This is a genomic window from Streptomyces sp. NPDC056128 (assembly GCF_042263835.1).
In the GTDB taxonomy this organism is placed as follows: domain Bacteria; phylum Actinomycetota; class Actinomycetes; order Streptomycetales; family Streptomycetaceae; genus Streptomyces.
In genome coordinates, this window is record NZ_JBHJVQ010000025.1 from 18,803 (window position 1) to 35,507 (window position 16,705).

15 protein-coding genes are annotated in these 16,705 nt (G+C 75.0%); 6 read left to right on the top strand and 9 right to left on the bottom strand.

All coding sequences use genetic code 11. The annotated features are described in order from the left end of the window. Window positions 1–3: 3 nt before the first annotated feature. The 6 genes from ACFC1X_RS31065 to fes form a co-directional block, all read right to left on the bottom strand. A complete protein-coding gene (locus ACFC1X_RS31065; RefSeq protein ID WP_376359923.1) occupies window positions 4–636 on the bottom strand; it encodes an isochorismatase family protein in 633 nt (210 codons plus the stop codon). Between the two features lie 37 nt (window positions 637–673). Further along, entirely contained in the window at window positions 674–2,311 is a 1,638-nt protein-coding gene (locus tag ACFC1X_RS31070) for a (2,3-dihydroxybenzoyl)adenylate synthase (protein ID WP_376359926.1), read from the bottom strand. Further along, window positions 2,308–3,507 carry an isochorismate synthase gene (locus tag ACFC1X_RS31075; protein WP_376359929.1) on the bottom strand — a complete coding sequence of 400 codons (1,200 nt, stop codon included), beginning with the start codon at window positions 3,505–3,507 and terminating at the stop codon, window positions 2,308–2,310. Before ACFC1X_RS31075 ends, ACFC1X_RS31070 begins: the two co-directional genes overlap by 4 nt. Before the next feature lie 43 nt (window positions 3,508–3,550). Then, window positions 3,551–4,336, bottom strand: coding sequence for a 2,3-dihydro-2,3-dihydroxybenzoate dehydrogenase (locus ACFC1X_RS31080; protein WP_376359931.1), 786 nt, complete (start codon window positions 4,334–4,336; stop codon window positions 3,551–3,553). Continuing rightward, window positions 4,333–5,316: an ABC transporter substrate-binding protein gene (locus ACFC1X_RS31085; RefSeq protein ID WP_376359934.1), complete on the bottom strand. Its 984-nt coding sequence runs from the start codon at window positions 5,314–5,316 to the stop codon at window positions 4,333–4,335. Before ACFC1X_RS31085 ends, ACFC1X_RS31080 begins: the two co-directional genes overlap by 4 nt. A gap of 76 nt (window positions 5,317–5,392) precedes the next feature. Then, window positions 5,393–6,742 carry an enterochelin esterase gene (gene fes, locus ACFC1X_RS31090; RefSeq protein WP_376359937.1) on the bottom strand — a complete coding sequence of 450 codons (1,350 nt, stop codon included), beginning with the start codon at window positions 6,740–6,742 and terminating at the stop codon, window positions 5,393–5,395. A 117-nt stretch (window positions 6,743–6,859) separates the two neighbouring features. Between fes and ACFC1X_RS31095 the strand changes: the two genes are divergently transcribed. The 5 genes from ACFC1X_RS31095 to ACFC1X_RS31115 all read left to right on the top strand — a co-directional run bounded on the left by ACFC1X_RS31095 (window position 6,860) and on the right by ACFC1X_RS31115 (window position 12,463). Then, window positions 6,860–7,912, top strand: coding sequence for a FecCD family ABC transporter permease (locus ACFC1X_RS31095; protein WP_376359939.1), 1,053 nt, complete (start codon window positions 6,860–6,862; stop codon window positions 7,910–7,912). After that, window positions 7,909–8,982, top strand: coding sequence for a FecCD family ABC transporter permease (locus ACFC1X_RS31100; RefSeq protein ID WP_376359942.1), 1,074 nt, complete (start codon window positions 7,909–7,911; stop codon window positions 8,980–8,982). The genes ACFC1X_RS31095 and ACFC1X_RS31100 overlap by 4 nt, the downstream gene beginning before the upstream one ends. Window positions 8,983–9,215: 233 nt before the next feature. Continuing rightward, complete coding sequence (locus tag ACFC1X_RS31105; protein ID WP_376359945.1) at window positions 9,216–9,596, top strand: DoxX family protein; 381 nt, start codon at window positions 9,216–9,218, stop codon at window positions 9,594–9,596. Beyond that, the gene (locus ACFC1X_RS31110) at window positions 9,593–10,060 is read left to right on the top strand and encodes a peroxiredoxin (protein WP_376359947.1); all 468 of its coding nucleotides are present in this window, start codon (window positions 9,593–9,595) and stop codon (window positions 10,058–10,060) included. The genes ACFC1X_RS31105 and ACFC1X_RS31110 overlap by 4 nt, the downstream gene beginning before the upstream one ends. A 60-nt stretch (window positions 10,061–10,120) precedes the next feature. Next, complete coding sequence (locus tag ACFC1X_RS31115) at window positions 10,121–12,463, top strand: SpoIIE family protein phosphatase (protein ID WP_376359950.1); 2,343 nt, start codon at window positions 10,121–10,123, stop codon at window positions 12,461–12,463. A 42-nt stretch (window positions 12,464–12,505) separates the two neighbouring features. Here the strand turns inward: ACFC1X_RS31115 and ACFC1X_RS31120 are convergent, their stop codons facing one another. Both ACFC1X_RS31120 and ACFC1X_RS31125 read right to left on the bottom strand, forming a co-directional pair. Then, window positions 12,506–13,123, bottom strand: coding sequence for a DNA polymerase ligase N-terminal domain-containing protein (locus ACFC1X_RS31120; RefSeq protein WP_376359953.1), 618 nt, complete (start codon window positions 13,121–13,123; stop codon window positions 12,506–12,508). Window positions 13,124–13,173: 50 nt separating this feature from the next. After that, window positions 13,174–14,004 carry an aldo/keto reductase gene (locus ACFC1X_RS31125; RefSeq protein WP_376359956.1) on the bottom strand — a complete coding sequence of 277 codons (831 nt, stop codon included), beginning with the start codon at window positions 14,002–14,004 and terminating at the stop codon, window positions 13,174–13,176. 154 nt (window positions 14,005–14,158) lie between these two features. On the opposite strand from ACFC1X_RS31125, the gene ACFC1X_RS31130 reads away from it, so the two are divergent. Further along, window positions 14,159–15,136 carry a TauD/TfdA dioxygenase family protein gene (locus ACFC1X_RS31130; protein WP_376359959.1) on the top strand — a complete coding sequence of 326 codons (978 nt, stop codon included), beginning with the start codon at window positions 14,159–14,161 and terminating at the stop codon, window positions 15,134–15,136. 8 nt (window positions 15,137–15,144) lie between these two features. On the opposite strand, the gene ACFC1X_RS31135 is transcribed toward ACFC1X_RS31130, so the two are convergent. After that, on the bottom strand, window positions 15,145–16,647 hold the full coding sequence (locus ACFC1X_RS31135; protein WP_376359961.1) for a metallophosphoesterase family protein: 1,503 nt from the start codon (window positions 16,645–16,647) through the stop codon (window positions 15,145–15,147). Window positions 16,648–16,705 lie beyond the last annotated feature (58 nt).

Sequence of the window (16,705 nt, forward strand, 5' to 3'; positions counted from 1 at the left end):
GGTTCAGACCTCCTGAAGGAGCGTGTCGGTGGTGGTGACGACCGCGCAGCGGCCGGCGGCCCAGCGCAGCGCCATGTCGTGGTCCGCGCGGGAGAAGTCGGCGACGGCGTCGGCGACGACGAAGGCGCGGATGTCCCGCTGCCAGGCGTCGGCCGCGGTCATCAGCACGCCGATGTGCGCGTACACGCCGACGACCACGAGCTGGTCGCGGCCCGAGGCGCGCAGCAGCTCCGCCAGTTCCGTGCGCACGAAGGCGCTGTACTTCCACTTCGTCAGCACGGTCTCCCCGGGCTCCGGGGCCACCGCGTCGGGCGCGGCCAGTCCCGCGGGGTCGTCGGGGGCGCCCGGCCCCCAGAAGTCGAGCTGGAGGCCGCGCTCCTCGGGCGTCTGGCCGCCGCGCTGCGCGGAGTGCACGACCGGCACACCCAGGCGGCGGTACTCCTTCAGCACGCGGGCCGTGTTGGCGAGCATGCCGGTCAGGGGCTGTTCGCCGGGCGGGAACGCGGACAGGAAGTGCTGCTGGAGGTCGTGCACGAGCAGCACGGCACGGGCCGGGTCCACGGTCCAGGACACGCGGTTCGCGGGCAGCTCGTCCGGCGCCGGGAGCGGATAGGGGGCGATGGCGGGCAGTGCCATGGGGGAAATGACCTCTCGGTACGGGACGCGGGCCGCGTCAGGACGGGCCGGCGGCGGAACGCAGGTGCTTCTTGCTGACCTTGCCGACGCCGGTCTGCGGGAAGGCGTCGACGAACTCGACGAGATCGGGGACCTTGTAGGCGGCGATGCCGCGCTCGCGCACGAACCGCTTGACGGCCACCGGCTTCAGCGGCTCGGCGCCCTCGCGCAGGATCACGTAGGCCAGGGAGCGTTCGCCCAGGTACGCGTCGGGGACGGCGACCACCGACACGTCGTGCACGGACGGGTGGGCGAGGATGAGGTTCTCGACCTCCTCCGGCGCGATCTTCTCGCCACCGCGGTTGATCTGGTCCTTGGCCCGGCCCTCCACCACCAGGTGCCCGGTCGGCGTGCGCCGCACGATGTCACCGGTGCGGTAGAAGCCGTCCTCCGTGAAGGCGTGCCGGTTGTGCTCCGGGGCCCGCCAGTAGCCGCGGATCGTGTACGGGCCGCGGGTGAGCAGCTGCCCGAACTCCCCGTCGGGGACGTCGTCGCCGGCGTCGTCGACGACGCGGATCTCGTCGTCGGGCGAGATCGGCCGCCCCTGCGTGGTGACGACCGTCTCGGTGTCGTCGTCCAGTCGCGTGTAGTTGACCAGGCCCTCGGCCATCCCGAAGACCTGCATCAGCCGGCAGCCCAGCGCCGGTTCCAGGCGGCGGGCCGCCTGCTCGCTGAACTTCGCCCCGCCGACGAGCGCCAGCCGCAGACTGGAGAGGTCGTGCGCGGTCTCGGTCGCGGCCTGCGTCCACACCAGGGCCAGCGGCGGCACCAGGCCCGTCATCGTGATCCGCTCCCGGTCGACGAGCGGAAAGGCGGTGTCCGGGTCGGGCTTCGGGCACAGTACGGCCGTGCCGCCCGCGTACAGGACGCCCAGCCAGCCGGGCGAGCTCATGGGGAAGTTGTGGGCGGCCGGCAGGACGACGAGGAAACGGGTGTCCGCGTCGACGCCGCAGATCTCGTTGGAGCCCCGCAGCGAGTACAGGTAGTCGTCGTGGGTGCGCGGGATCAGCTTGGACACGCCCGTCGTCCCGCCCGACAGCTGGAGGAACGCCAGCTCGTGCGGCTCGGGCCCGTCGAACGGCGCGGACGGCTCGCACGGCACCTCGGACAGCGCGGTCAGTCCGGGGTGCCCGCCGGGGTCGCCGGCCACGAACACGTGCTTCAGGCCCGGCGTGTCCTTCCAGGTCCGGACGGCGAGTTCACGGTGGTCGTAGCCCGCGTGCCGGTCCGGGACGACGTACGCGACGGCCTCGGTGAAGGAGCAGAAGTGCGCGATCTCCGTGTCCCGGTGCGCGGGCAGCGCGTACACCGGCAGCGCGCCGACGCGGAACAGGGCGAAGACCACCTCCACGAACTCCCCGACGTTGGGCAGCTGCACGACGACCCGGTCGCCCTTGGTGATGCCGCGCGCGAGGAACCCGGCGGCCAGCCGGTCGGCGCGCTCGTCCAGCTCCCGGTAGGTCCAGGTACGGCGTTCGGGGGCCGGGTCGACCAGCGCGGTCCGGTCGGGGTGGGCGGCGGCGCGCTCGCGCAGCATGCCGCCGAAGGTCTCCCCGCGCCAGTGGCCGGCGGCGCGGTAGCGGGCGGCGAGGTCGGCCGGCCAGGTGGGCGCGTCCACGCCGGGGGTGAGGGTCACAGCGCCGCTCCCACCGCGTGCAGGAACGTGCGGAACTTGGCGGCGGTCTCCGCCGTCTCGGCCTCCGGGGTGGAGGCGGCCACGACACCGGCGCCGGCGAACAGCCGCAGCGCCCGGCCCTCGGCCTCGGCACAGCGGATCGTCACGACCCACTCGCCGTCGCCGTCGGCGTCCTGCCAGCCGACCATGCCGGTGTAGGCGCCCCGGTCGAAGGGCTCCGACTCCGCGATGACGGCCCGTGCCACCTCCGTCGGCGTCCCGCACACGGCGGGCGTCGGATGCAGCGCGGAGGCCAGGTCCAGGGCGGTCGTGGCCGGGTCCGCCAACTCGCCGGTGACCGTGGTCGACAGGTGCCACATGGCGGCGGTCCGCACCAGCGTGGGCCGCTCCGGCACCTCCAGCCGGGCGCAGAACGGCGCCAGCGCCTCCCGTACGGCGGCCACGACGACGGCGTGCTCGTGCAGGTCCTTCGCCGACTCCAGCAGGGCGACCGCCCGCTGCACGTCCTCGGCCAGGTCGTCGGCGCGGGGAGCCGAGCCCGCCAGGGGGTTGGCGGTGAGCCTGCCGCCCCGCCGGGCGACGAGCAGTTCGGGGCTGGCGCCGACCAGGGTGCGGCCGGCGCCGCTCGGCACGGCGAACGTGTAGCCGGCCGGGTCGGTGCGGGCCAGGCGGCGCAGCATCGCCGCCAGGTCCGGCTCGCCCGCCGAGGTCAGCTCCAGGGTGCGGGCGAGGACGACCTTGTCCAGCTCCCCGGCCCGCATCCGCGCGACCGCCGCCGCGACCGCCTCCCCGTACCGCTCCGGCGCCGGCACCTCCCGCAGCGCCCACTGCGGGCGGTCCGCGTCGTGGGGGACCGGCAGGGCGATCAGCGGGTCCTCGCGCAGCGGGGGTGCCCAGCGCACGGTCTCGGGTACGGCCAGCGCGGCCGGGGCGTCGGGGGCGAAGGGGAGCGCGCCGACGACGACGGGTGCGGGGGCGCCGGGGCGGCGCGGGGCGCCCAGCACCTCGCGCACGCGGACGGCCGCCGGGCGGGAGTCGTGGGGTATCGCGGCGGCGGTGCCGCGGCCGAGCAGCGTGCGGCTCGGGGTGGCGAGGAAGCGGTCGGTGGCGGGGCGGTAGGACTCCAGGAGGGCGGTCGCGGCACCGAGTCCGGCCGGCGCCGCGGGGGGCAGGGGTGCGTGCAGGGAAAGGGACATGGCTGTCTCCAGTGGGGTGGCGTGAGCGATCCCGCGCGGCGGGTCAGGCCCGCAGGGTGGCGCCGCCGTCGACGTACAGGTCGTGCATCGTGATGTGCCGTGCGCGGTCGGAGGCCAGGAAGACGACGGCGTCGGCGATGTCCGCAGGGTCGGCGATCCGGCCCAGCGGGATCCCGGTGCGGTACGTGGCGAGGTCGCCGTCGACGACACGGCGGGCCGAGGCCGTCTCCTCACCCGGTGTCCACAGGGCGCGTTGCATGTCGGTGAGGGTGGAGCCGGGGGAGACGGTGTTGCAGCGCACGCCCCGTCCGGCCACCTCCAGACCGAGGCACTTGGTGAACATCACGGCGGCGGCCTTGGACGCGGCGTAGGCGGCGAGGCCGGCCCTGGGGACACCGGCCGCGTTGGAGGCGACGGTGACGATGCTGCCGCGTCGGCGTCCGGTCATCGGGCGGGCGACGGCGCGCGAGACGTGGAAGACGCCGGTGGAGTTGACGGCGAAGGTGGCCGCCCAGTCCTCGTCGGTGAGGTCCACGACGTCGGACGGGCGCAGGATCCCGGCCACGTTGACGGCGACGTCCAGGGGGCCGAGGGCGCGCTCGGCGTCGTCGACCAGGCTCTGGACGGCGTCCGCGTCGGTGACGTCGAGCGGGCGGGCGGTGACCCGGTCCTCGCCGTGCTCGGCGGCGAGCACCGTCACGTCCTCGGCCGTGCGGTCGGTGGCGAGGACGCGGGCGCCCTGTGCGACGAGCGCCGTGACGACGGCCGCGCCGATGCCCCGGCCCGCCCCGGTGACCAGGGCGAGCCGGCCGTCGAGGCCGGCGGTCACGAGGCGAGCGCCTTGGTCAGGTCGTCCAGGACGATCCGCGCCGCCAGCGGGCCGCCGGCGCTGTTCCACGCGGAGCCCTGGACCACGACGACGTGGCCCGCCCGCTCGGCCTTTAGCCGGCCGAAATTGGGCACCCGCTTCGCCTCGGCGTACGCCTTCTCGCCGTCGGCCGCGTCCCCGAGGGTGCCGAGGAACAGCCAGTCGCCGTCGATCGTGGACAGCTTCTCCAGGCTGACCGGCTCGCTGTGGCCGGTGCCGACGCCCTGCTGGTCCTCGGGCCGGTCCAGTCCGAGCGCGGTGATGGTGGCGCCCACGTGGCCCACGCCCCGGCCCACCACGGACGGCGCCTTGTTCTGCCAGCGCACCACGCTCACGACAGCGCCGGAGTTGGCGCCCAGCCCGCCCTTGGCGGCGGCCACGTCGGCGTCGAAGCCGCTGAGCACCTTCTCGGCCTCGGCCTTCCGGTTCAGCGCGTCGGCGGTGGCGGTGAAGGCCTTCTTCCAGTCCTCGTTGAGCTTGGCGGTGACCACGGTCGGGGCGATCGACTCCAGCTTGGAGACCTCCTTCTTCGCCCCCGTGGTCTCGTCGAGCAGGATCAGGTCGGGCTGGAGCGCGGCGAGCTTCTCCATGTCGGCCTCGGCGACGGTGGCGACCACCTCGGCCTTACCGGCCTTGTCGGCCAGGTAGGTGGAGACGCCCTGCTGACCGCGTCCGGCGGTCGCGCCGACCGGCTCGACACCGAGCGCGAGGGCCGCGTCGAGGGTGGGCTCGCTCAGCGTGACGACCTTCTTCGGCGCGGTCGGCACCTCGACCGCGCGGCCGGTGGCGTCGGTGACCTGACGGGTGCCCGACGCCTGGCCGCCCGCGCTGTCGCCGCCGCCGTCCCCGTCACCGCAGCCGGTCAGGAGCAGCGCTCCCGTCACGACGGCGACGGCGGACGACACGACGGTTCTGCGGGAGGCACGTGCGAACGACGACATGAGAAGAGGACTCCTTGTTGCGAAACGACCGGAAGACCGGCGGGACAGGTGAGGTGGGGAGTGTGGAAGGGCGCGGTTACGTGGCGGGGGCGGCGGGAGCGCCGCCCCCGCCCAGCAGACGCGCGAGGCCCGCGGCCAGGGCGCCGTGCCAGCAGACGAAGTCGTGGCCGCCGTTGAAGGCGTCGTGGGTGACCCGGTGGCCCGTCGCGCGCAGGGCGTCGTACAGGGCGAGGCTGTGGTCGACCATGGAGCCCTCGTGCAGCCCGACGTCCAGATGGACCGTCAGCGGGGCCGCCGTGCCGGACGCGTAGCGGCCGACGAGCCACGGGGTGCCGTGCACCGCCGGTTTCGCCGCGGCCGGCGGCGGCAGACCGGGGCGCCACCACAGGGACGGCGACTGGGCGAGTACGTTGCCGAAGCGGTCGGGTCGCAGCAGGCCGGCGTAGAGCGCGGTCATGGCACCGAGGCTCTGGCCGGCGACGACCGTGCGGCCCGGGTCGGTGGTGAGGGGCCAGCGGCCGGCCGCCCACGGCAGCAGACCGTCCGCGAGGTAGCGGACGAACGGCTCCCGGCAGCCGAGGTCGCGCCACCGGGTGCGCCGGTCCACCGCGTCCGGCGCGACCACCACGAGGGGCGGCAGCGTGCCGTCGGCGATCAGCGCGTCCAGCGTGTCGCCGAGGGTGAGCCGCCCGAACCACATGTCGCCGTCGCACAGCACCACCACCGGCAGCGGTGTGCCGGTGCCGGGCCCGTGTCCGGGCGGCAGGTAGACCCAGGCGTCCCGGTCGCCGACCGGCTCCGGGCCCGGTACCCGGTGCCGCTCCACCCGCCCGGCCGGCACCGTGCCCCGGCGCCCGGCCCACGGCTCGGCCGGGGCGTCGGGCAGCGCGAAGACCGAGCCCTCGGCCGGCTGCCAACGGGTCGCGACGATCCGGCCGTTGAGCGGGTCGGCCGCGGCGTGCGCGGACAGCGACCGCAGCCGCTGCTGCAGGGCGGCCGGGTCCGTGGGCGCGGCCCGGAGCGAGATGTCGGCGGCCATCCGGTACGAACCGCGGTGGTCGGCGCGCAGCCGCAGGCCCAGGTGCCAGACGTCGGTGCCGGGCACCCGTTCCAGCAGGGAACCGGCCAGCCGGTCGCGGTCGGTGATGCGGTTGCCGAACAGCAGCACCTGGCGGGTGGCGCGGTGGCCCCGCCACAGGAACGTGACCGCCCGGTGCCCGGGTTCGCCGTCCAGTTCCTCGACGAGCGGAGTACCTCGGTGCTCCGCCTCGCGCCAGAACGCGGCGGACAGGGCCGCCCGGCGCGCTTCGTCGGCTCCCTCGGTCTCCTCCATCAGGCGGGCGACGCGCGGACCCGTGACCCGGACCGGGCGGACGTCCGGCGCGGCGGCGCCGCGGGAGGAGGTGGGGCGGGGGAGCGTGGTCATCGCGTTCTCCGTGAACCCTTGGTCGCAGGGCAGGCAAGGGGTGGGCGGGCAGGCAGGGGTGAGGTGCTGTCAACGAAATCGTCAACAGCGAAGGTAAGGCTAGCCTAAGCTAAGCACATGTCCCTGGGAACGTGTGCACTAAACCCGGCCAATCCGGCGCCCCCGGTCCGTCCCCGCCGCAGGGCGTTCGCGCTCGCGGCGGGGGTGCTCCTCGGCGTCGTCCTGCTGGCGGCGGCAGGGGTTCTCTCCCTGGCCGTGGGCGCCAAGCAGATCCCCCCGGACCAGGTCTGGTCGGCGCTGTTCGCACCCTCCGGCACGGAGAACGACGCGATCGTGCGGGACCTGCGGCTGCCGCGCACCCTCATCGGCGCCGCCGTCGGAGCCGCCCTCGGGCTGGGCGGCGCGGTCATGCAGACCCTGACCCGCAACCCGCTCGCCGACCCCGGACTGCTCGGCGTGAACGCGGGGGCCTCCGCCGCCGTCGTCACCGCGATCGGCGTCCTCGGTATCACCTCGTTCACCGGCTACCTGTGGTTCGCGCTCGCCGGAGCGGCCCTCGCCGCCACCGCCGTCCACGCCCTCGGCGGCGGCCGGTGGGCCACACCGGTGCGGCTCGCGCTGGCCGGCACCGCCGTGAACGCCGCGCTGTTCGGCTACGTCAACGGACTCTCCCTGTGGCACCTGAGCACCCTCGACGAGATGCGGTACTGGTCCGTCGGCACCCTCGCCAAGCGCGACGCGTCACTCCTGCTCACCGTGGCGCCGCTGCTGGTGTCCGGGGCGCTGCTCGCCCTCGCCCTGGCCCGGCCGCTCGGCGCCGTCGCCCTCGGCGACGACCACGCCCGGGCGCTGGGCACCCGGGTGCGGCGCGTGCGGGTGCTCTCCGTCGTCGCCCTCACGCTGCTGTGCGGCGGTGCCACCGCCGTGTGCGGGCCGATCGGCTTCATCGGCCTGATGATCCCGCACGCCGTCCGCGCCTTCAGCGGGCCCGACCCGCGCCTGCTGTTCCCCTGCTGCGCGCTGTACGCGCCGGTACTGCTGCTCGTCTCCGACGTGATCGGCCGGATCGTGGTGCCGCCGTCCGAGATCGAGGTCGGCACGGTCACCGCGTTCCTCGGCGGCCTCCTGTTCATCCATCTCGTACGGCAGCGGAAGGTGGCCCAGCTGTGAGCCTCGTCCAGGACCGCACCGGGCGGCGCCGCGCCGACCTGCGCCCCGGGCTGCTGCGCACGCCCCGCTGGTCGCTGCGGTACGACACCCGGGCCCTGCTGGTCTGCCTCGCGCTCGCCGCGCTCACCGCGAGCGCCATGGTGCTGGCCATCGGCACCGGGACGTACGAGCTGTCCCCGCCCCAGGTGCTGCGCACCCTGACCGGCGACGGTCCGCCCGGCGCCGGATTCGTCGTCCTCGACCTGCGGCTGCCGCGCGCCCTGGTCGCGGCGCTGGTGGGCTTCGGGATGGGCGCGGCCGGCGCGGTGTTCCAGTCGCTGACCCGCAATCCGCTGGGCAGCCCCGACATCATCGGCTTCGGCAACGGCGCCTCGGCCGGCGCGCTCGTCGCGATCATCGTCCTCGACGCCGGAGCGGCACAGACGGCGTTCGGCGCGGTGTGCGGCGGCGTGGCCACCGCGGCCGCCGTCTACCTGCTGGCGTGGCGCCGGGGCGTGCACGGCTACCGCCTCGTCCTGGTCGGGATCGGCGCCTCCGCCGTGCTCGGCTCGGCGACCAGCTTCCTGTACGTGCGCGCCGACATCGGCAAGGCCGCGCAGGCCGCCGCCTGGATGATCGGCTCCCTCAACGCCCGTGACTGGGCCGACGTACGCGTCGCGGCGCTCGGACTGGTGGTCCTGCTCCCGGTCGTCCTCGTGTACGGACGGCGGCTGACCATGCTGGAGATGGGCGACGACACGGCCGCCGCGCTCGGCGTCCCGCCCGAGCGCAGCCGCCTCGTGCTGCTGAGCGCGGGCACCGGCCTGACCGCGATGGCCGTCGCCGCGGCCGGCCCCATCCCCTTCGTGGCGATGGCCGCCCCGCAACTGGCCCGCCGGATCACCCGCGCCACCGGCCCCGGGGTCCTGTCCGCGGGCTGGACCGGCGCGTTCCTGGTGACCGCCGCGGACCTCCTCACCCAACGCCTCACCGGCTCCGCCCTGCTCCCGGTGGGCGTGATCACCGGCGTGGCGGGCGGCGCGTACCTGGCGTGGCTGCTGCGGGGGGAGCGGCGGGGGTCGCGGGTGTGAGGCGCGGTCGGCCGCTCACGGGGCGGTCGCAGCCGAGGTGCGGGCGCCGGGGGATCCGGCCGCTCACGGGGCGGTTGTCGCCGAGATGTGGTGCCGGGGGATCCGGCCGTTCCCGCAGGCCCCGTGCGCGTGCCCGCCGACGTCCTCCCCATGACCGCCGACGCCTCCGAGCCGGTCGCCCCCGGTCCTTACCGTCGAGTAATATCGCGCGGCAGGCCCCCAGAGGAGGAACCGTGTCCCGGTCCGAACGCTCACCCCTGCTGCTCGCCGGCCTGCTGGCCACCGCGGGCGTCGCCCATTTCGTCCAGCCCCGCACCTTCGACGCGATCGTGCCGCGCTCCCTGCCCGGCTCGCCCCGGGCGTGGACGTACGCCAGTGGCGTCGCCGAACTTGCGCTGGCCGCCGGTGTCGCCCTCCCGCGCACCCGCAAGGCGGCCGCGCTGACCGCGGCCGCCTTCTTCGTCGGGGTGTTCCCCGCCAACGCCAAGATGGCCTGGGACTGGCGGCACCGCCCCGCGCCCCTGAAGGCCGCCGCCTACGGCCGGCTGCCCGTGCAGGTGCCGCTGGTGCTGTGGGCCCGCAGTGTCGCCAAGGGCAGCGAGGGCCGGTCATGAGCCGTGTCCCCGCCGTCGGCGACACCGTCGAGGACTTCACCCTGCCCGACGAGACCGGCACCCCGCGCCGCCTGTCCGAGCTGCTCGCCGACGGCCCGGTCGTGCTGTTCTTCTATCCCGCCGCCCTGACCACCGGTTGCACCGCGGAAGCCTGTCACTTCCGCGATCTCGCCGCCGAGTTCGCGGCCGTCGGCGCCCGCCCCGTCGGCGTCAGCGGCGACACCGTCGAGAAGCAGCAGGAATTCACCGGACGCCACACCCTCGGCATGCCGCTGCTCTCCGACACCGACGGCCAGGTCCGCGAGCTGTTCGGGGTGAAGCGGGGGTTCAGCATGGCCCCGACCAAGCGGGTCACCTTCGTGATCGGCCGGGACCGCACCCTGCTGGAGGTCGTGCGCAGCGAGATCAGGATGAACACGCACGCCGACCGCGCCCTGGCCGCCCTCCGGGCGCACGGGGCCTGACGGGGCCGGTCACACCCCGTCCCGGTTGATACCGCTCCGTCCAGGGATGATCCTGGACGGATGGAGGAAGTCTCCGCCGCGATGACCGTCGACGCCCGCGGAAGGGTGACGGGGTGGAGCGACGGCGCGCGGCGGCTCACGGGGTACCGGGCCGAAGAGGTCGTGGGACGCGCCGCGCGGGAGCTGCTCGCGCGGGACGTGCCCTCCGCCACCCTGTCCGGCACCGCCGAGATCCGGCACCGGGACGGCGGCACCGTGCTCCTGCGGCTGCGCTCCTGCCCGCTCCTGGGCGCCGACGGCGAACCGCTCGGCCACGCCGTGTCGGCCGCCCCCGAAGGCCCGGGGCACGGCCTGATCGAGGAGGCCGTCCAGCAGGCGTCCCTGTCGATGGCCGTCCTCGACCGCGAGCTGCGCTTCCTGCACGCCAACGACACCACGTGCCGCATGATGGGCCGCCCCGCCGAGGAACTGATCGGCCGCAGCCTCCCCGAGACGCTGGCCCGGACCGAGACCGGCCGGGGGACCTTCCTGCACCACCTGCGGCTCGCCGCCGAGCGCGGCCGGCCCGTCCAGTACGAGAGCTACTCGCCGGCCCCCGCCGGCACCCGCCCGCACGCCTGGACCGTCGAGATCTGGCCGGTCCACGACGCGTCCGGCGCGCTCACCGCCGTCGCCGTGGCCGCGCTGGAGAGCACCGAACAGCATCGGGCGCGGGAGCGGCTGGCCTTGCTGAACGCGGCCGGCGAGGTCGGCAGCACCCTCGACGTCGTGCGCACCGCCGAGGAACTCGTCGGTCTGCTCGTGCCGCGGTTCGCCGGCTTCGCCACCGTCGACCTGCTCGACTGGACCCTCGGTACCGACGAGCCCGTCGCGGTGGCCGCAGAGGACGGTGAACTGCGCCGGGTGGCCCACGCCTCCGCGACCGAGGGCTTCCCCACCCCCGCCGTGCACCTGGGCGGAAACGAGGTCTACCCGCCCTACGCCCCGCCCGCCCGGGCGATGCGGGAGGGCCGCGTCGTCCTCAGCGGGCCCGGCGACCCCGACTTCGACCGCTGGATGCGGATGCGCGCGGCCGAGACCCCGCACAACCAGCCGTTCCGCGAAGCCGTCTGCTCGCTCCTGTCCGTCCCGCTGCGGGCCCGCGGCACCACCCTGGGCGTGGCGGTCGCCGCCCGGACCGAGCCCAGGGAGCCGTACGCCACCGAGGACGCCGTACTGGCCGAGGAACTGGTCGGCCGGGCCGCCGTCTCCGTGGACAACGCCCGCCGCTTCGCCCGCGAACGCGCCACCGCCCTGGCGATCCAGCGCAGCCTGCTGCCCCGGGGCCTGCCCGGCCAGGCGGCGGTCGAGGTGGCCCACCGCTATCTCCCCACCGCGTCGGCGGCCGGCATCGGCGGCGACTGGTTCGACGTGATCCCGCTGTCCGGCACCCGCGTCGGCCTCGTCGTCGGCGACGTCGTGGGCCACGGCATCCCGTCCACGGCGACCATGGGTCGCCTGTGCACGGCCGTCCGCACCCTCGCCGACGTCGACCTGCCGCCCGACGAACTCCTCACCCACCTCGACGACCTCGTGACCCACCTCGCGGCCGTCCGCGAGACGGACGACGGCGGCGAGGTCGCCGAACTCGGCGCCACCTGCCTCTACGCCGTCTACGACCCCGTCTCCCGCCGCCTGGCCCTCGCGGCCGCCGGCCACCCCGCGCCCGCGATCCTGCTGCCCGACGGCACCGCGCGGCTCGTCCCCGTGAGTGCCGGCCCGCCGCTCGGCGTCGGCGGACTGCCCTTCGAGGCGACCGAGCTGGAACTGCCCGAAGGGTCCGTCGTCGCCCTCTACACCGACGGCCTCGTCGAGGACCGGGAACGCGACCGCGACGTCGACCACGCCACGGCGGAACTGTGCCGAGCCCTGGCCGCGCCCGCGCACTCCCTCGACGCCCTGTGCGACGGCGTGCTCAAGGCCGTGCTGCCCGAGGAGCCCGCCGACGACGTCGCGCTGCTGCTGGCGCGCACCCGGGCCCTGGGCGAGGACCGGATCCGCACCTGGGACGTCCACCCCGACCCCGCCCACGTGGCGGCGACCCGGCGGTCCGTCATGGAGCAGCTGACGGTGTGGGGTCTGGACGAGACGGCCTTCGTCACCGAACTCGTCGTCAGCGAACTGGTCACCAACGCCATCCGCTACGGCGAACCGCCCATCCAACTGCGCCTCATCCGCCACACCGCGCTCATCTGCGAGGTCTCCGACGCCAGTTCCACCTCACCCCACCTGCGCCGGGCCCACGCCTACGACGAGGGCGGCCGGGGCCTGCTGCTGGTCGCCCAGCTCACCCAGCGCTGGGGCAGCCGGCAGACGGACACCGGCAAGACCATCTGGGCCGAACAGCCCCTGCCCGCGCGGTGACCCGACTGGCACCCGCCCCGGCGGCCGGAACCCGCCACCCGCCTACCCGTCCTCGGCCGCGACCCGGCCGAGCGTGCGGCCGGTGCGCGCGGACCGGGCCCGCCGGGGATCCGGCGCGGCGTGCCCGCGCCCGCCGCCGGCCGTCCGCACCAGCAGCCACGCCACCTCCCCGTCGCCCGCGCCACCGTCCGGCCCGCCGCGGAACCGGGTCAGCGCGTACTCCCCGCGCAGCTTCGTGCCGTGCAGCCGGAACCTGGCGTGGCCGTGCGCCAGCGACTCGGCGAAGTCGACCGGGCGGCCCCGGCGGTCGTGGCTCAGCGGCTCGTAGTCGCCGCGGTCCCACACGATGACCGTGCCGCCCCCGTACTCGCCCGCCGGGATCACGCCCTCGAACTCCTCGTACTCCAGCGGATGGTCCTCGGTCGGCACCGCGAGCCGCTTGTCGCTCGGATCCGCCGGCGGGCCCTTCGGCACCGACCAGGACTTCAGTACGTCGCCCACCTGCAACCGGAAGTCGAAGTGCAGGGTGCTCGCGTCGTGGATCTGCACCACGAAACGGGGCCGCCCGCCCTCGGCGGCCGCTCCGCGCCCCGCGGGCTCACCGGTCCGGCCGAAGTCCCGTTTGCCGCGGTAGTCCCGCAGCCCGTTCGCGTCGCCCACCTGCCGCTCCTTCCCGGGGGACCGTCGCCGACCGGGACCGGGTACCCCGGTCAGAACTCCTCGTGCACCTCCGGGTCGCCGCCGATCCGCCGGTGCGCCCGGTCGGCCACGGCGCGCATCTGGTCCGCGTCCAGCTCGAAGCCGAAGACGTCCAGGTTGGCCCGCTGCCGCGCCGGGTCGCCCGACTTCGGGATGGGCACCGCGCCCAGCTGGGTGTGCCAGCGCAGGACCGCCTGGGCCGGCGTCACCCCGTGCGCGTCGGCGACCGCGGCGACGGCGGGGTCGTCCAGCAGGTCGCTGCCGCGGCCCAGCGGGCTCCAGCTCTCGGTGCGGATGCCCTTGCGCTCGTGGAAGGCGCGCAGCTCGTCCTGCGGGAACAGCGGGTGCAGCTCGATCTGGTTGACGGACGGCAGGACACCCGTCTCCTTCTCCAGCCGCTCGATGTGCTCCGCGGTGAAGTTGGAGACGCCCACCGAGCGCACCAGGCCGTCCTCGCGGAGCTTGATCATGGCCTTCCAGGAGTCGACGTACTTGTCCACCCGCGGCAGCGGCCAGTGGATCAGGTACAGGTCGACGTAGTCCAGGCCCAGCCGGGCCCGGGACTCCTCGAACGAGGCGAGCGTCTCCTCGTAGCCGTGGTGCCGGCCGGGCAGCTTGGTCGTCACGACGATCTCCTCGCGGGGGACCCCGCCGGCGGCCACCCCGCGGCCGACGCCGGTCTCGTTGCGGTAGTTCGTCGCCGTGTCGATCAGCCGGTACCCCGTCTCCAGGGCCGTACGGACCGCCCGCTCGGCCTCGTCGTCCTTCATCGGCCAGGTGCCGAGGCCCAGTGCCGGGAGCGTGGTGCCGTCGTTGAGCGTGTACGCCGGGATGCTGATCACCGTGGGACCTTCCCTCGACTGTGCGCGGCGGTGTGCCGCCCGTCCAGCCTCGCCCACCGGGGGACCGGTGATCAACCGGACGGCGCGCGGGCGGGTCTGCCACGATCGGTGCCGAAGCCGGAACGGACGGACCACACCGACCAACGGAGCGCGCATGACGACGGACAGGACGACGGCGGACCGCACGGCGGCAGCGGCGGGGGAAGTCGAGGTGAAACCCGTCGCGGGGCACATCGGCGCCGAGATCCGCGGCGTCGACCTGGCGGCCGGCCTCGACGCGGCGCAGGTCGCCGCGGTCCGGGCGGCGGTGCTGCGCTGGAAGGTGGTGTTCTTCCGGGACCAGCGCCTCGACCACGCCGGCCACGTCGCCTTCGCGCGCCTCTTCGGCGAGCCGGTCGTCCTGCCCCGGCGCGGCAAGGCGTCACCGGCCGGTTTCCCGGAGATCGAGACCACCGCCGACCGGCTGGAGCTGGGCGGACGGTTCGGCATGGAGCACGACGAGTGGCTGCGCCGACGGCGGCACACGCTGCTGCGCGGCTGGCACTGCGACCACGGCGCCCGCGTCGACCCGCCGGCCGCCACGATCCTGCGGGCCGAGACGGTACCGCCGTACGGCGGCGACACCACCTGGGCGAACCTCGCCGCCGCCTACGCCGGACTGTCCGCCCCGATGCGCGCCTTCGCCGACACCCTGCGCGCCGAGCACCGCCTCGGCGTCGGCTACCAGCCCCGGCCCGGCGACGACGCCTACGTCCGCCACCTGCTGGACCACCAGACGGCGACGGTGCACCCGCTGGTCCGCGTCCACCCGGAGACGGGCGAGCGGGTGCTGTTCGTCAACGGCTACTACGTCGAGCAGATCACCGGACTCTCCCGGCCGGAGAGCGCCGCGGTCCTGGAACTGCTCCTCGAACAGGCCACCCGCCCCGAGTACACGGTCCGCTTCCGCTGGGAGCCGGGCAGCGTCGCCTTCTGGGACAACCGGGCCACCATCCACCTGGCCCCCAGCGACAACGCCCACCTCGACCACCCCAGGACCATGCACCGTGTGATGCTCGCCGGCGACGTGCCCGCCGGGGTCGACGGCACCCCGTCCGAGCCCCTCACCGGCAGCGAACCGGGCCGCTGGTGACCCTCGCGTCAGACGAGGGGGATCGTCACCTCGTCCTCCACCGGCGGGTCCAGCTCCTGCGCCCGGTTGCCGGTGGCGGCGTGGCAGCGCAGCCGCACCGCCTCCGGGGAGACGTCCAGGCGCAGGAAGCACTTGAAGAACGGCGGGCTGTAGGTCGCCGAACCCGGTGAGAACACCTGCGTGTAGACCTCGCGCACCGGCAGCCGGAACCGCTTCTTGTGCTCCGGCCGCCGTGCCGTGCCGAGCAGCCCGGCCACCAGCCGGGTGCGCCGGGTGACCCGCGCTCCGTCACCGGGGGCTCGGCCCGTGCGGATGCCGAGGCGTTCGGCGATCACGGCCGTCGCCTCGGCCTCCGTGAGCGTGAAGAAGCGCCGCATCCGCAGCCGGCGCCCGTACAGCGCGCTGTAGAAGGCGAGCGAGTCGCCGCGCAGCGGGTAGGAGCGGAAGTCGTCCTCGGTGACGCCGCCCACGGAGACGCGCGGGATGGTGTGGGTGGCGTGCATGAACGCACCGCCGCCGCCCGCGACGACGTACTGGATGGTGCGGCCATCCACGTCGACGGGGTAGCGCTGGTAGTTGTGGATGTCGCCGCCGATCGCCGCGACGTAGTGGTGGGCCGGGTCGCGGACGATGTCGTCGACCGTGCCGCCGCCCTCGATGGCGCACGGCTGCCGCTCGCCGTCGACGTAGAGCGGCGAGCCGGTCACCAGGATCTTCGGCCGTGGTCCCGCGGACACCTCGCGCAGCCAGGCGCCCTGCGCGGCGTCGACCGTGCCGAGCAGCCCCGTGTCGAGGCCGATGATCCGCACCGGTCCGGCGTCGATCGCCCAGTACGGTCCGGGCTGTTCGGCCCGCTGTTCCGGCGCGGACCGCAGCTTGCGCGCCTCGTCCAGGTGCCGTCCGTCGTCCGGGTCGGCCCGGTGCCACAGCAGGGACCGCAGCCACGCCCGGGTGAGCGGACGGGGCCCCGGAGCGGGCGGCGGGGGCGACGCGTCGTCGCAGAAGACCCGCATGAAGCCGCCCAGGTCCTCGTACCAGTCGTGGTTGCCCGGTATCGCGTAGATCGGCGCCGGGTAGTCGCGGTACGGGCGGAAGAACTTCGTCCCGTAGTCGTCGGCGCTGCCCACCGGGTAGATCACGTCGCTGGCGAGGACGGCGAACCGGGTGTCCTGACCGGCCTTCAGCAGGCCGGGCACGACGGCGTACTGAGGGTCGTCGCCCTCTCCGGTGTCGCCGATGACGAGGAACGAGAACCGGTCCGGGTCCGTCCGCCGTATCACCTTGTCGGCGGGCGCCCCGGCCGCCGTCCGCTGCGCCACCCAGCGGGCCCGGGTGCGGCCGGTGGGGTCCCCGAACCAGGAGGCCAGCACGCCGTTGCGGGCGGCCCACAGGGTTCTCGGGTTGAGCCAGGACAGCTTCTCGGTGCGCTGCGGCATGAGGTCTCGGTAGGCGCCGGGCTCGGCGGAGCCCCAGCCGGCGCCTTCGGCGGTATCGCGTGAGGAGTCAGACACCCGGGCACGGTAACAACGCCCCGCTCGGGGGCGCGACGAGGGGAGCCCGCCCAACTCC

Coding starts and splice junctions, on each gene's coding strand:
- ACFC1X_RS31065 (WP_376359923.1), bottom strand. CDS start 636: ATGGCACTGCCCGCCATCGCCCCCTATCCGCTCCCGGCGCCGGACGAG.
- ACFC1X_RS31075 (WP_376359929.1), bottom strand. CDS start 3,507: ATGTCCCTTTCCCTGCACGCACCCCTGCCCCCCGCGGCGCCGGCCGGA.
- ACFC1X_RS31085 (WP_376359934.1), bottom strand. CDS start 5,316: ATGTCGTCGTTCGCACGTGCCTCCCGCAGAACCGTCGTGTCGTCCGCC.
- fes (WP_376359937.1), bottom strand. CDS start 6,742: ATGACCACGCTCCCCCGCCCCACCTCCTCCCGCGGCGCCGCCGCGCCG.
- ACFC1X_RS31095 (WP_376359939.1), top strand. CDS start 6,860: ATGTCCCTGGGAACGTGTGCACTAAACCCGGCCAATCCGGCGCCCCCG.
- ACFC1X_RS31110 (WP_376359947.1), top strand. CDS start 9,593: ATGAGCCGTGTCCCCGCCGTCGGCGACACCGTCGAGGACTTCACCCTG.
- ACFC1X_RS31115 (WP_376359950.1), top strand. CDS start 10,121: ATGGAGGAAGTCTCCGCCGCGATGACCGTCGACGCCCGCGGAAGGGTG.
- ACFC1X_RS31130 (WP_376359959.1), top strand. CDS start 14,159: ATGACGACGGACAGGACGACGGCGGACCGCACGGCGGCAGCGGCGGGG.